The following is a 12,865-nucleotide window of genomic DNA, read 5'->3' on the forward strand; positions in this document are numbered from 1 at the left end:
CGCGCCCCGGCCGCATGGTGAGACCCCCGTTTCACACTGTGGACTAAGGGGGTATGGGGAGACATCGTCGAGCCCGAGCGGTAAAACGGTTTGCCACCTGCGCCGACGCCCCGGACAATGGCCTCCCATGGGTCACCTCGAAGCCGCGTATCTGGAGTACTTCCTTCCCGACGGGAGGGCACTCCTGGGCGACGTGTCCTTCCGGGTGGGAGAAGGGGCCGTCATGGCCCTGGTCGGACCCAACGGGGCGGGCAAGACGACCCTCCTGCGCCTCCTCGCCGGCGAGCTGAAGCCGCACGGCGGATCGGTCACGGTCAGCGGCGGTCTCGGCGTCATGCGCCAGTTCGTGGGCTCCGTACGGGACGAGACGACCGTGCGCGACCTCCTCGTCTCCGTCGCCACTCCCAGAATCCGTGAAGCGGCCCGTGCCGTCGACAAGGCCGAGCACGCCCTCCTCACCGTCGACGACGAGGCCGCCCAGCTGGGGTACGCGCAGGCTCTCGCCGACTGGGCGGAGGCACGCGGCTACGAGGCCGAGACGATGTGGGACATGTGCACGACGGCCGCGCTCGGCGTCCCGTACGACCAGGCGCAGTGGCGCCAGGTGCGCACCCTCTCCGGCGGTGAGCAGAAACGCCTGGTCCTCGAGGCGCTCCTGCGCGGCACCGACGAGGTCCTGCTCCTCGACGAGCCCGACAACTACCTCGACGTGCCCGGCAAGCGCTGGCTGGAGGAGCGGCTCGAACAGACCCGCAAGACCGTGCTGTTCGTGTCCCACGACCGGGAACTGCTCGCCGGTGCGGCCCAGCGCATCGTCTCCCTCGAGCCGAGCCCCACCGGAGCCGACGCCTGGGTGCACGGCGGCGGCTTCGCCACGTACCACGAGGCCCGCCGCGAACGCTTCGCCCGCTTCGAGGAGCTGCGCCGACGGTGGGACGAGAAGCACGCCCAGCTGAAGAAGCTCGTGCTGAACCTCCGTCAGGCCGCCTCCGTCAGCCACGACATGGCATCCCGGTACCAGGCGGCGCAGACCCGGCTGCGCAAGTTCGAGGAGGCCGGCCCGCCGCCGGAGCCGCCGCGCGAGCAGGACATCCGGATGCGGCTCAAGGGCGGCCGGACCGGAGTCCGCGCGGTCACCTGCGAGCAGCTCGAACTCACCGGCCTGATGAAACCCTTCGACCTGGAGGTCTTCTACGGCGAACGGGTCGCCGTACTCGGCTCCAACGGCTCCGGCAAGTCGCACTTCCTGCGCCTGCTGGCCGGGGACGACGTGAGCCACACCGGCGGCTGGCGGCTCGGCGCCCGGGTCGTCCCCGGACACTTCGCACAGACGCACGCGCACCCCGAACTGGAGGGCCGCACCCTTCTGGACATCCTGTGGAAGGAGCACGCCCAGGACCGGGGCGCCGCCATGTCCCGGCTGCGCCGCTACGAACTGACCGGCCAGGCCGAGCAGACCTTCGAACGGCTCTCCGGCGGCCAGCAGGCCAGGTTCCAGATCCTGCTGCTCGAGCTCCAGGGGGTCACCGCACTGCTGCTCGACGAGCCGACGGACAACCTGGACCTGGAGTCGGCGGAGGCGCTCCAGGAAGGCCTGGAGGCCTTCGAGGGCACGGTGCTGGCCGTCACGCACGACCGCTGGTTCGCCCGCTCCTTCGACCGCTACCTGGTCTTCGGCGGCGACGGCAGGGTCCGGGAGACCCCCGAACCGGTGTGGGACGAGCGCCGGGTGGCACGGGCCCGGTAGCCGCAGGGGGCCCGGTGGGCGGAACGGGCCCGGTGCCCGGGATGTTCGTAGAGTGGACGCAGGGACGCGGGGACCCGTGGCCTTCCCGGCGGGTACCCGGACCGCAGGACGCACACGACGAGCGGGGCACACGATGACCGGAGTCGAGCCGAACCGCCTGGACGACCAGCAGCTCATGAAGGAGCTGGAAACCATCCACCGCACGCGCCACGACACCCTGCTGCACGCCTCCAACGACGCGCTGCGGGCCCACAACGAGCGCATGGCCCAGCTGGAGGGCGAGTACCTGCGCCGCAACCCCCGCCGCCCGGTGGCGGCGGGCCGCACTCGCGAAGGGGCCCGGGAGCGGAGTGGCACGGACGCGGCGACCCCCATGCCCCCGGGCACCTGACGGACGGCCCGGTCCCGGGGGCCGACGGCCGCCGGACCGGGCCTGCGGCGACCGTCGTCCCGGACGTGCGACGGCCGAGCCGACGGCCGTCTCCGTCTCAGGCCTCCTTCGACTCCGCGGCGAAGACGTCGAGGTACGTCTCGCAGAACGCCTCGAGGTCGTCCGGCTTGCGGCTGGTGACCAGCTTGCCGGGGCCGTGGTCGCAGACCTTCACCTGCTCGTCGACCCAGGTGGCGCCGGCGTTGCGGAGGTCGGTCCGGAGGCTGGGCCAGCTGGTCAGCTCCCGGCCGCGGACCACATCCGCCTCGACGAGGACCCAGGGCGCGTGGCAGATCGCGGCGACCGGCCGGCCCTGCTGGAAGAAGTCCCGCACGAACGCGACGGCCGCCTCGTCCGTGCGCAGGAAGTCCGGGTTCGCGACCCCGCCCGGCAGCACCAGCCCGCCGAAGGCGTCGGCAGCCGTGTCGCCGACCACCTCCTGCACGGGGAAGGTGTCCGCCTTGTCGAGATGGTCGAACGCCTGGATCTTGCCGGACTGCGTCGACACGAGCACGGGCTCGTGACCGGCGCCCACGGCCGCCTGCCACGGCTCGGTCAGTTCGACCTGCTCGACGCCTTCGGGCGCGACAAGGAACGCGATACGCATGAGGGGTTCTGTCCTTCCTTTCGTGCGCGTCGTTCGCGCGCTCATGTGGTGGTGCACGGGAACCGGGCGGCTCCTACGCGTTCTCCGTCTCCCGGGTCCGCGTCAGTGCCTCGGCCAGTTCCTGCACGTTGTCGTAGTGGGCCCGCCGGGGCAGGCGTTCCAGCGCCTCGACGAGTGTGTCGGGAGCGTGCCGCAGGCTCAGAGTGCGCATCAGCTCGCGCGGACCCGCGGGGAACGCCCCGCGGGTCAGGATCCTGGCCAGCTCCAGGCGCACCGACTCCAGCGACGTCGGCGTGCGCCCCGGTGTCACCGGACCGCGCGCCACCTCCGGGTCGTCCTCGGCGGACGGCTCCGGGTCGTTCCACTCCTCGGTCCGGGTGGGGTGCCCCGACCTCAGCAGGCCCTGCAGTTCGTGCTTCATCTCGTCGTCGCGGTGGACACTCAGCCGGTTGCTGCCTCGCTGCATGTTTCCCTCCAGGTGGTTCGGGGTTCGCACCGCGTACCCGGAGGGCGGAGACCGACACGGGGTTCGCCGGCCGGATTGTCACCCCCTTCGGTACCGGGGCCGCGCAGCGCCGGTTTGCCCCGGGAACGGCGGGAGACCCGGATGCCTCACCCGTACGTGCCTCTGCCCGCCTCCTGGGAAGGGACCGCCATGGCGGTGCTCGCACTGCTCATCCCGCCGCTCATGCTCGGCGTCCTGCTCATGCTGGGCCGTTACGAGGACCTTCTGCTGCCCGGAGTGCGTGAGCAGGTTCCCGACGGTGTCCCCGCACCGCAGGACGCGGGCCCCGGGCCGGCGCCCCGGCCGCCGCGCACAGCGGCCTGACGGATCCGGGCGGGTTTCCCGGCAGCCCCTGATCCACCGGACGGGCGCCCTCGTGCACCGGCTTCACCCGCTCGGGCGTGCCCGTCCCGCGAATGGTGTCCGGCCGCGCGCGACGCGGCGGCCGCAGGGCTCTGATGGATGCGGGGGCTCGACCCCGTGCCCCGACGACGTGGGATCACCCCCGCGGCCGTCGAACGGGACGCCGTGCCCCGGCCGTCGCCCGAAGGAGCCCGCACCATGCGCCGCACCGCCCGTGCCCTGTCCCTCGCCGCCGCCGTCGGCACCGTCCTCGGCGTGCTCGCGCCGACCGCGTCCGCGGATCCGTCCGCCGAGGTCAGTCCGGGCAGCGCGGCCCCGGACGGCACCGTCACCGTCTCGGTCCTCTGCGACCCGGCCGACGGGCCGCCGCCGAAGACCATCGAGGCGACCTCGGAGGCCTTCGGCGAGGGTGCCGTCGAGCTGAAGCAGGTGACCGGCGGCGACGCGGAGGAGTCCGGTCCCACCTACCGGGGCACCGCGGACCTTCAGGACGTGAGGGCCGCCGGGGGCCTCGACGACGCGAGGGGCACGGCGGGAACCGGAGGCGACGAGGCCCTGGACGAGATCTTGGAGGGGGCCTCGGACGAGACCTTCGACGACGACGAGACGGCCGACGAGGAGGCCGACGCCGACACCGACGGCGCCGACGGCGCCGAGGACACCGGTGACCTCGACGAAGCCGAGGACGCCGGGAGCCCTGCTGACGGGGCGCTCGACGCGTTCGGCGCCCTCGACGCCGTCGACACGGCGGGCGGTGGGTCCGCCCGGACCGTCAAGGGCACGTGTCCCGCCGCGCCCGGCGAGAAGGGCAAGCCGTGGAGTGCCCCCTTCACCGTCGGCGCCCGTCATCCGGGAGGTTCCGGCGCCCCGTCCCCCTCCCACAAGCCGTCCCCCTCGCACAAACCCTCCCCCTCGCACAAGCCGTCTCCTTCCCACAAGCCGTTCCCCCCTTCTGCGTCGTCCTCCTCGTCCTGCCCCGGACCCGAGCGCGCCCACTGCGGCAGGTCCGAGGTTCCGCGGGGCGTCCATGCGGGGGCAGGCGGCGGGTTCACCGACTCCGTGTCCGCCCTGGTGGCGGGCGGGCTGCTGATCGCGGCCGCGTTCGGCGCCGCCGTCCACCGGCTGTACCGCGACAGGAGCACGCGTACGGACGGCTGATGCCCGGAGCGGCCCGGTCCGCCGACCGGCCCGTCCCCCCGGCCCTCGCCACCCGGTCCTTGTCGGCGGCGGCGCCTGCCGGGAGTGGCCGGTGGAACCGTGGGTACTGACACCGGACACGGAGTGGAGGCGCGAATGCGGCGGACGGACCCCGAACCCCACAGCCCCGCAGGCTGTGATCCCGCAGGCGGTGCCCCCGCGGGCCATGATCCCGTCGGCCACGGTCCGGTCCGCTTCGGCCCGGTGCTGCCCGAGGACGGGTTGCCCGTGCTGCCCGAACTGGCCGCCGTCCTCGCCGCCGCCGCGTCCCGCGCGGAGACGGAACCGGTCGGTGGCGGCCCCGCCCTGCTGGACGCCGCGTGCGGCTACGGCGACCGGCGCGGCCTGCCCGCAGTCCCGGACCGGGTGGCCGTCGGCCCCGGCGCGCCCGCGCTGCTCGTGGCGCTCACCGCGGCCATCGGCGGGGACGTGCTGGTGCCCCGGCCCTGCGCCGCCTGGTGGGCGCCCTGCGCCCGGTTGCTCGGCCGCCCGGCGTTCCCGGTGCCGGTACCCGCCGAGAGCGGCGGTGTCCCCGATCCGTACGCCCTGCTGGAGACCGTACGGCGGCTGCGCGCCGAGGGCGGCGACCCGCGCCTGCTGGTGCTCTCCGTCGCCGACGACCCCACCGGCACCGTCGCTCCGCCCGAACTGCTGCACGAGACCATCGAGGCCGCCGTCGGCGAGGGGCTGCACCTGGTCAGCGACGAGACCTGGCGCGACACCCTGCACATCCCGCGCGACACCGTGCTGCTCAGCCCCGCCGAGATGCTGCCCGAACAGGTCACCGTGGTCACCGACCTGGCGGGCGCCCTGCTCCCGCCGGGCTGGCCCGCCGCGGTCGCCCGCTTCCCGGCGGGCGCGGCGGGCGGCCCGCTCCACGCGCGCGTGCTCGACGTCCTGACCGCGCTCGACGCGCGGGTCGCCACCCCGGTCGCCGTAGCCGCCGCCTACGCGCTGTCCGAGCCGGAACCGGTCACCGCGCGGGTGGCGGCCTCCGTACGCCTGCACGCGCGCGTGGCCGCGGCCGCGCGCGCCGCGGTCGTCGCCGCGGGCGCCCTGGCCCGGCCCCCGCAGGCCGGGCGGCACCTGTACGTCGACCTCGCGCCGCTGGCTCCGGCACTCGCCGCGCACGGTGTCGGCGACGCGCAGGAGCTGGAGGACTTCCTCACCGGACGGCTCGGCATGCCCGCGGCGGGCGGTCATCGTTTCGGCGACGACCTCGAAGCGCCCCGCGTGCGGTTGTCCACCGCGCCCCTGCTCGGCGACACCGCCGAGCAGCGCGCGGAAGGCCTCGGATCCTCCGCGCCATGGGAACTTCCGCACGTGCGACGCGCGTTGACCCACCTGAAAACGGTCTTCGACGATCTCCGCGACGATGCCCAGCGAGGGGAGTCCCATCGATGACGCAGCAGTCCGAGTCGACCACGAGTACGACCACGACCACCCCGCACACGGACCGCCCGGACCCCGCCGGCCCGGCCGCCCCCTCCTCCCCCTCTCCGTACCCCCCGCTCGCCGAACCCCGCCCGCTCGCCGAACGACGGGTGTGGCCGCGCACCTTCCACGACCGGCTGACCTCCCCGCTGCCCGGCCTGAAGGGTCTCGCCCGCTTCGCCCGCGAGGGTCCCACCAGACCCGGCCCGCAGGGCCTCGCCGACATACCGGAACTGCCCTACGCCCCCGGCCCGCTGCCCCGCGTCGGCGCCCGCACGGTCGCCGTCACCTGGGCGGGGCACGCCAGCTGGGTGGTGCGGATCGGCGGGCTCACCGTGCTCACCGACCCCGTCTGGTCCCGCCGCATCCTCGGCACCCCGGCCCGTCTCACCCCCGTCGGCGTCGCCTGGGAGGCCCTGCCCCGCGTCGACGCGGTCGTCATCAGCCACAACCACTACGACCACCTCGACGCCCCCACACTGCACCTGCTCCCGCGCGAGACCCCGGTGTTCGTGCCGGCCGGGCTCGCCGGCTGGTTCCACCGCCGCCGGTTCACCCGCGTCACCGAACTGGACTGGTGGGAGGCCGCCGAGCTGAGGGGCGTCCGCTTCGACTTCGTCCCCGCCCACCACTGGTCCAAGCGCACCCTGACCGACACCTGCCGCTCACTGTGGGGCGGCTGGGTGCTCACCGACTCCGACGGACAACGCGTCTACTTCGGCGGCGACACCGGCTACGGACACTGGTTCTCCCGGATCGGCCGCCGCTACCCCGGTATCGACCTCGCCCTGCTGCCCATCGGCGCCTACGAGCCGCGCTGGTGGCTCAGGGACGTCCACTGCGACCCGGAGGAGGCGGTCCGCGCCGCCCGGGACCTCGGCGCGCGCCGGATGGCGCCCATGCACTGGGCGACGTTCGTCCTCTCCGCCGAACCGGTGCTGGAACCCCTCACCCGCGTCCGTGCCGCCTGGGAGCAGGCGGACCTGCCCCGCGAGCACCTCTGGGACCTGCCGGTAGGCGGCTCCCGCGTCCTGGACTGACCGCCGCGACGCACCGGCCGGCCCGCCGGCCGAGGGACGGCCGGCGGCTCACTGCTCCGCGGGCCCCCGCAGGTGGCGCCAGACGCTCGGGGCCACACTGATCAGGACGGTCAGGACGATCGCCGCGAGCACCCCCTGCCAGGGCTCGTCGAACAGCGAGCCGCCGAGGACGCCGATCAGCTGGTACGTCGCCGCCCAGGCCAGACAGGCCGGCAGATTGCCGCGGACGAAGCGGCGGACCGGCCATTCGGCGATCAGGCAGGCCAGCATCACCGGAAGGCGCCCCGCCGGCACCAGCCGGGACAGCACCAGCACCGTCACGTCGTGATCGGCGAGTTTCTCCTGTGCCTGCGTCAGCCGGTCCTCCGGCGCCCGCGCCCGGATCGCCTCCAGCCAGCGCGAGCCGTTCCGCGACCGCATCCCGCGCCGGCCCAGCCAGTACAGCGCCACATCCCCGAGGAACGCGGCCAGCGACGCCGTCGCGAACACCAGCAGCATCGAGATCGGCGCCGCCCGGTGGAAGGCGACCACCGCCGCCGAACTGACCAGCGCCCCGGTCGGCACCACCGGTACCAGCGCCCCGATCAGCACCAGCAGGAACAGTGAGGGGTAACCGATCGCCTGCTGGGTGGTGTCCGGAACCACCGTCGCCGGCACGGCCGCCGACGAGGCCACGGCGGACAGGGCGGACAGGGGCACACCGGCCGCCTGTATCAGGGCGGCGGGCAGGATCACCGTGGGACCCCCAGGCGTACACTCTCCCCGTGCCCCAGCCGGTGCACCGGTACCCCGGGCGCCCGCTCGGCCGCCCGCCGCACGAACTCGTCGCCCGGCGAGTGGAATTCGTGCGGACGCACGGCGTCCATGCCGATCGGCCAGTACGTGCCGTAGTGCACCGGCACCGCGTTGCGCGCCCCCAGCCGGGCCAGCGCCTCGGCCGCGCGCGCCGCGTCCAGATGCCCCTCCCCGAGATACGGACCCCAGCCGCCCACCGGCAGCAGCGCCACGTCGACCGGGCCGACCACCTCGGCCATCGCGTCGAACAGTCCGGTGTCACCGGCGAAGTACGTCCGCGCCTCGCCCTCCAGGACGTAGCCGAGGGCGGGGGAGCGGTGCCGTCCGAGCGGCAGCCGCCGCCCGTCGTGCCGGGCGGGCACCACCCGGACCACCAGACCGCCGGCCGTCAGCACATCGCCGGGCGTCACCTCGCTCACCCTGAGATGCGAGAGCCGGCGCAGCGCCGGCACCGCACGGCGTGCGCCCCGGGGCACGAGCAGGTGCGTGTCCGGGGCGAGCAGGGCCAGCGACGGCACATGCAGATGGTCGGCATGCAGATGGGAGACCAGCGCCACGTCCGCGTTCCGGGCGCCCGGCGGGGGCAGGACGCCGCGGCGGCGCCGCAGATGCGCGAGCCGGCGGGCGAACAGGGGATCGGTGATCACGCGCGTGTGCGCATCCTCGACCGTGCAAGTGGCGTGACCCCACCAGGTGATCTCCACCGGCACCGCTTCGCCTCCTTCTGCGACTGCCCGAAGCCTACGCGCAGGAGTAGGGTCGGCGACGAAGTCCGGAGGTGAGGGGGCGCCATGGGGCCGGTGCGGGTGATCGCGATCGCGAGTCTGACGCCGCTGGAGGAACTGGACGCCGATCCCTTCCTCGTGGACTCCCGCAGCCAGCACGCCATGTGCGCCCGCTGGGCCGTCGAACGCGGGTACGTGGTGACCCGGGAACTGCTGGTGCGCGGCCTCCGCCCCGACCACTGCGTGCTGTGGGACGGCGTACGGCCCGGCTCCGACCTGTTCGTGGCACCCAGCCGCCGGGTACTGGAGAGCGCCCTGTCCTCCGTCGAGGAGTTCACCGCCGAGTGCGCGCGGCGCGGGGTGCGCGTGGAGACCGTCGGCCGTGCCGAACCGCTGTACGACGCCGCGATGAAGGCCCGGGTGCACCGCCGCCTGTCCATGCCGACCGCGGGCTACGACGGCCGCTGAGGCCCGCCCGGCTCCGGGGCACCGCCCGTTTCCGATCACCCGTTTCCGGTCGCACGGTTTCGCCCGTCGGTTTCCGGGGGACGAAACGGCCCGTCCGGGCGTTGTGTCAGGGTGTGGGCACGGGCAGGGTCCGGTGCGCAGGCCGCCCTGGCGGCAACGGGCCGGGACGTGAGGTGGAGTGGGCGTGAGTGGCGTGCGGTGGCGACGGATCGCCAGTCAGATCGGGCGGAGCGTCACGGTGTGGGCGGTCGCCACCCTCACCATGCTGGTGCTCGCCGGCATCCTCCCCGACTTCCAACTGCGCTCCGCCGACGGCGACAGCGCCACCGACATCGCGGTCACCGCCGCGTTCGGCGCCGGTGCCTTCGGCCTGCTGTCGGCGCTGGTGTGGCCGCTGCTGGTGCGCCTGCTGCTGCTGGTACCGGCGCTCGTCCTCGGCCTGCTGGTGTTCTTCCTCAACGGTGCGCTCCTGCTGGTGGCGCTGCGGATCACCCCGGTCGAGCGCGGCACCGCCGCCTGGGAGACCGCGATCGTGGTCGCCGCCGTGATGTCTGCCGTCGCCTCCGCCACCGGAGCCGCCCTCGCCGTGCGCGACGACGCCGCCTACCGCCGCCGCCTCTACCGCCTCGCCGACCGCCGCCGGCGCTCCACACCGCCCGTCCCGGCCACCCCCGGCACCGTCTTCCTGCAACTGGACGGCGTCGGCCACGACGTCCTGCTGCACGCGGTCGACCAGGGCCTGATGCCGACCGTCGCCCGCTGGCTCGGCACCCACGACGCCGTCCTGCCCTCCTCCCACCGGCTCACCCCCTGGCGCACCGACTGGTCCAGCCAGACCGGCGCCAGCCAGCTCGGCATCCTGCACGGCAACAACCACGACGTCCCCGCCTTCCGCTGGTACGAGAAGGACCGCCGGGAGGTGATGGTCTGCAACCGCCCCAGCAGCGCGGTGGAACTCCAGCAGCGCGCCGCCCGGTACGCCGGACACCCCGGCCTGCTCGCCGACGACGGCGCCAGCCGCGGCAACCTGTTCAGCGGCGGCGCCGACGAACAGGCCCTGGTGCTGTCCATAGCCGCCCGCCGCCGCAGCCGCGAGAACCGCTCCCGCTCCGGCTACTTCGCCTACTTCTCCGATCCGGCCAACGCCGTGCGCACCGCCCTGTCCTTCGCCGCCGAGGTGGCCCGCGAGATCGGCCAGTCCACCCGCGCCCGGTGGACCGAACAGCTCCCGCGCGTGTCCCGCGGCGGGCTCTACCCCTTCATACGGGCCTTCGCGACCGTCGTCGAACGGGACGTGGTCGTCTCCGCCGTCATGGGCGACCTGCTCGCCGGCCGCACCTCCGTCTACGCCGACCTGGTCGCCTACGACGAGGTGGCCCACCACTCCGGACCCACGAGCCGGGACGCCGAGAAGGTCCTGCAACGCCTCGACCGCTCCCTCGCCCTGATCGAGCACGTCGCCGCACACGCCCCGCGCCCGTACCGGATCGTGGTCCTCTCCGACCACGGCCAGAGTCCCGGCGAGACCTTCCGCTCCCGCTACGGCCTCCCCCTCGGCGACCTGGTGCGGGCCGGCTGCGGACTGCCCGTGCCGCGCCGCGCCGAGCGCACCCGCAGCGGCGCCGAGGCCCGCGCGGCGGTCCGGGCGGCGCTGCACCGCCCGGTCGAGGAGGGCAGCGAGCAGCACCGCCCCACGCGGGCCTCCGAACCCGTCGTCCTGGCCTCCGGCAACCTCGGACTGGTCTCCTTCCCGGACGTGCCGCACCGGATGACCAAGGAGGAGATCGACGCCCGCCACCCCGCCCTGCTGCCGACCCTCGCCAACCACCCCGGCATCGGCTTCCTGCTCGTCCGCAGCGAACGGCGCGGCGGCGTCGTGCTCGGCGCGCACGGCGCGGAGGTCCCCCTGGACGAACTCGACGACCGTCCCGGACCGCTCGCCGCGTTCGGACCGGGCGCCGCCGACGCCGTACGCCGCACCCACTCCTTCCCGCACACCGCCGACATCATGGTCAACTCCTCCCACGACCCCGTCGACGGCGAGGTGCTCGCCTTCGAGGAGCAGATCGGCTCCCACGGGGGCCTCGGCGGCGCCCAGTCCCGTCCCTTCCTGCTGTCCCCGGTCGCGCTGTCCGCGCCGGTCGCCGCCGGGGAGGAGCTCGCCGGCGCCGAGCAGGTGCACCACGTACTGCGCCGCTGGCTGGAGGAGTCGGACGAAGCACACCTGCCGGCCGATCCGCGCCGGGAACGGGCCGCCTGAGCCCGGCCCGCGGGGGACGCCACCCCCACCCATGATCGGACGACCGGAAAATATTCACGTGACGACCGCAGCCACCGCTTGAGAACCTCGACGGCGAACGACCACATCCGCGAAAGCGGCGCCGGCTCAGGCGCAAAGAGGAGGAGCCCCCGCGTGCAGGCAGCCGTCACCATCACCCCCGCCCGCGTCCCGGAGCTGCTGCTCGGCCTCGCGACCGTACGGCCGGTGTTCCTCTGGGGTGCGCCGGGCATCGGCAAGTCCTCCCTGGTGAGGGAGTTCGCCGAGTCCCTGGGGCTGGAGTGCGTGAGCCTGCTGGGCACCCAGCTCGCCCCCGAGGACCTCATCGGCGTACCGCAGATCCGCAACGGCCGCTCGGTGTTCTGCCCGCCCGAGGCGATCGCCCGCGACGAGCCGTACTGCCTGTTCCTGGACGAGCTGAACGCGGCCACACCCGATGTGCAGAAGGCGTTCTACTCCCTGATCCTGGACCGCCGCATCGGCGCCTACGAACTGCCCAGGGGCTCCCTCGTCATCGGCGCCGGCAACCGCGCCACCGACAACGCGCTCGCCCGCCCCATCGCCTCCGCGCTCGTCAACCGCCTCACCCACGTGCACCTGGAGGCCTCCGCCGGGGACTGGCTGGTGTGGGCCGGGAACAACGACATCCACCCGTGGGTCGTGGACCACCTCACCGACCGGCCCGACCACCTGTGGTCCAAGCCGCCGAAGACCGAGGAGCCGTTCTCCACGCCCCGCTCCTGGCACATGCTCTCCGACGCGCTGCACTCCTTCGGCCCCGACCTCGACGAGGACACCCTGAAGGTCCTCGCCCACGGCACGCTCACTCCCGCGCACGCCACCGCCTTCTGCGGCTACGTCAGGATCGTGCGCAGCCGCTTCGGCATCGAGGCCGTCCTCAAGGGCGACGCCCGCTGGCCGCACCGCACCGAGGACCGCGACCTGCTGTACTACCTCGCCGACTCGTTCCGCGGCCGGCTCGTCAAGGAACTGCCCGCGGACAAGGCGCACATGTCGGCCACCGGCCGGCAGACCGCGTACCGGGCCAAGGCGCTGCTGGTGCAGCTCGCCGAGATCTCCGTCGAGGTCGCCCAGACCGTCATCGCCTCCGACGCCGACGGCAACCCGGTCCTGCCGCCCTGGTTCCTGGTCGAGGCGGCCCGTGACATGCCCCGCCTGGTGGAGGCACGCCGATGACCCGCCCCGGGCAGCAGGGCGGCACGGGCAGGCGGGGGAGCAAGGGAGGCAAAGGCGGCAAGGGGACCAAGGGGGAGCG

12 protein-coding genes and 1 pseudogene are annotated in these 12,865 nt (G+C 74.1%); 9 read left to right on the top strand and 4 right to left on the bottom strand.

Annotation, left to right across the window (positions count from 1 at the left end; translation table 11 throughout):
• Nucleotides 1-127: 127 nt before the first annotated feature.
• Together OHB56_RS35425 and OHB56_RS35430 are read left to right on the top strand one after the other, a co-directional pair.
• The gene (locus OHB56_RS35425; protein ID WP_406357851.1) at nt 128-1,747 is read left to right on the top strand and encodes an ABC-F family ATP-binding cassette domain-containing protein; all 1,620 of its coding nucleotides are present in this window, start codon (nt 128-130) and stop codon (nt 1,745-1,747) included.
• Nucleotides 1,748-1,788: 41 nt separating this feature from the next.
• A pseudogene (locus OHB56_RS35430) lies at nt 1,789-2,138 on the top strand (DUF6158 family protein).
• Between the two features lie 97 nt (nt 2,139-2,235).
• On the opposite strand, the gene OHB56_RS35435 reads toward OHB56_RS35430, so the two are convergent.
• Both OHB56_RS35435 and OHB56_RS35440 read right to left on the bottom strand, forming a co-directional pair.
• Nucleotides 2,236-2,784: a type 1 glutamine amidotransferase domain-containing protein gene (locus OHB56_RS35435; protein WP_406357852.1), complete on the bottom strand. Its 549-nt coding sequence runs from the start codon at nt 2,782-2,784 to the stop codon at nt 2,236-2,238.
• Between the two features lie 73 nt (nt 2,785-2,857).
• Complete coding sequence (locus OHB56_RS35440) at nt 2,858-3,250, bottom strand: DUF2795 domain-containing protein (protein WP_326755801.1); 393 nt, start codon at nt 3,248-3,250, stop codon at nt 2,858-2,860.
• A 141-nt stretch (nt 3,251-3,391) separates the two neighbouring features.
• Between OHB56_RS35440 and OHB56_RS35445 the strand changes: the two genes are divergently transcribed.
• The 4 genes from OHB56_RS35445 (at nt 3,392) to OHB56_RS35460 (ending at nt 7,323) form a co-directional block, all read left to right on the top strand.
• Nucleotides 3,392-3,613 carry a hypothetical protein gene (locus OHB56_RS35445; protein WP_326755802.1) on the top strand — a complete coding sequence of 74 codons (222 nt, stop codon included), beginning with the start codon at nt 3,392-3,394 and terminating at the stop codon, nt 3,611-3,613.
• 237 nt (nt 3,614-3,850) lie between these two features.
• On the top strand, nt 3,851-4,810 hold the full coding sequence (locus tag OHB56_RS35450) for a hypothetical protein (RefSeq protein WP_406357855.1): 960 nt from the start codon (nt 3,851-3,853) through the stop codon (nt 4,808-4,810).
• Nucleotides 4,811-4,945: 135 nt separating this feature from the next.
• Nucleotides 4,946-6,253, top strand: coding sequence for an aminotransferase class I/II-fold pyridoxal phosphate-dependent enzyme (locus OHB56_RS35455; protein WP_406357857.1), 1,308 nt, complete (start codon nt 4,946-4,948; stop codon nt 6,251-6,253).
• On the top strand, nt 6,250-7,323 hold the full coding sequence (locus OHB56_RS35460; protein ID WP_406357859.1) for an MBL fold metallo-hydrolase: 1,074 nt from the start codon (nt 6,250-6,252) through the stop codon (nt 7,321-7,323). Before OHB56_RS35455 ends, OHB56_RS35460 begins: the two co-directional genes overlap by 4 nt.
• A gap of 48 nt (nt 7,324-7,371) precedes the next feature.
• Here the strand turns inward: OHB56_RS35460 and OHB56_RS35465 are convergent, their stop codons facing one another.
• Together OHB56_RS35465 and OHB56_RS35470 are read right to left on the bottom strand one after the other, a co-directional pair.
• On the bottom strand, nt 7,372-7,998 hold the full coding sequence (locus OHB56_RS35465; protein ID WP_406359279.1) for a DedA family protein: 627 nt from the start codon (nt 7,996-7,998) through the stop codon (nt 7,372-7,374).
• A 56-nt stretch (nt 7,999-8,054) separates the two neighbouring features.
• A complete protein-coding gene (locus OHB56_RS35470; protein ID WP_326755806.1) occupies nt 8,055-8,828 on the bottom strand; it encodes an MBL fold metallo-hydrolase in 774 nt (257 codons plus the stop codon).
• A gap of 81 nt (nt 8,829-8,909) precedes the next feature.
• Between OHB56_RS35470 and OHB56_RS35475 the strand changes: the two genes are divergently transcribed.
• The 3 genes from OHB56_RS35475 (at nt 8,910) to OHB56_RS35485 (ending at nt 12,786) form a co-directional block, all read left to right on the top strand.
• Nucleotides 8,910-9,311: a hypothetical protein gene (locus OHB56_RS35475; RefSeq protein WP_326755807.1), complete on the top strand. Its 402-nt coding sequence runs from the start codon at nt 8,910-8,912 to the stop codon at nt 9,309-9,311.
• 184 nt (nt 9,312-9,495) lie between these two features.
• Nucleotides 9,496-11,571, top strand: coding sequence for a phage holin family protein (locus tag OHB56_RS35480; protein WP_406357862.1), 2,076 nt, complete (start codon nt 9,496-9,498; stop codon nt 11,569-11,571).
• A gap of 153 nt (nt 11,572-11,724) precedes the next feature.
• Nucleotides 11,725-12,786, top strand: a complete 1,062-nt coding sequence (locus OHB56_RS35485; RefSeq protein ID WP_326755809.1) for a MoxR family ATPase — start codon at nt 11,725-11,727, stop codon at nt 12,784-12,786.
• The last annotated feature ends 79 nt before the right edge of the window (nt 12,787-12,865 follow it).

It is taken from the genome of Streptomyces sp. NBC_01635, from assembly GCF_045209715.1.
In the GTDB taxonomy this organism is placed as follows: Bacteria; Actinomycetota; Actinomycetes; order Streptomycetales; family Streptomycetaceae; genus Streptomyces; species Streptomyces hirsutus.

Coding starts and splice junctions, on each gene's coding strand:
- OHB56_RS35425 (WP_406357851.1), top strand. CDS start 128: ATGGGTCACCTCGAAGCCGCGTATCTGGAGTACTTCCTTCCCGACGGG.
- OHB56_RS35435 (WP_406357852.1), bottom strand. CDS start 2,784: ATGCGTATCGCGTTCCTTGTCGCGCCCGAAGGCGTCGAGCAGGTCGAA.
- OHB56_RS35440 (WP_326755801.1), bottom strand. CDS start 3,250: ATGCAGCGAGGCAGCAACCGGCTGAGTGTCCACCGCGACGACGAGATG.
- OHB56_RS35445 (WP_326755802.1), top strand. CDS start 3,392: ATGCCTCACCCGTACGTGCCTCTGCCCGCCTCCTGGGAAGGGACCGCC.
- OHB56_RS35450 (WP_406357855.1), top strand. CDS start 3,851: ATGCGCCGCACCGCCCGTGCCCTGTCCCTCGCCGCCGCCGTCGGCACC.
- OHB56_RS35455 (WP_406357857.1), top strand. CDS start 4,946: ATGCGGCGGACGGACCCCGAACCCCACAGCCCCGCAGGCTGTGATCCC.
- OHB56_RS35460 (WP_406357859.1), top strand. CDS start 6,250: ATGACGCAGCAGTCCGAGTCGACCACGAGTACGACCACGACCACCCCG.
- OHB56_RS35475 (WP_326755807.1), top strand. CDS start 8,910: ATGGGGCCGGTGCGGGTGATCGCGATCGCGAGTCTGACGCCGCTGGAG.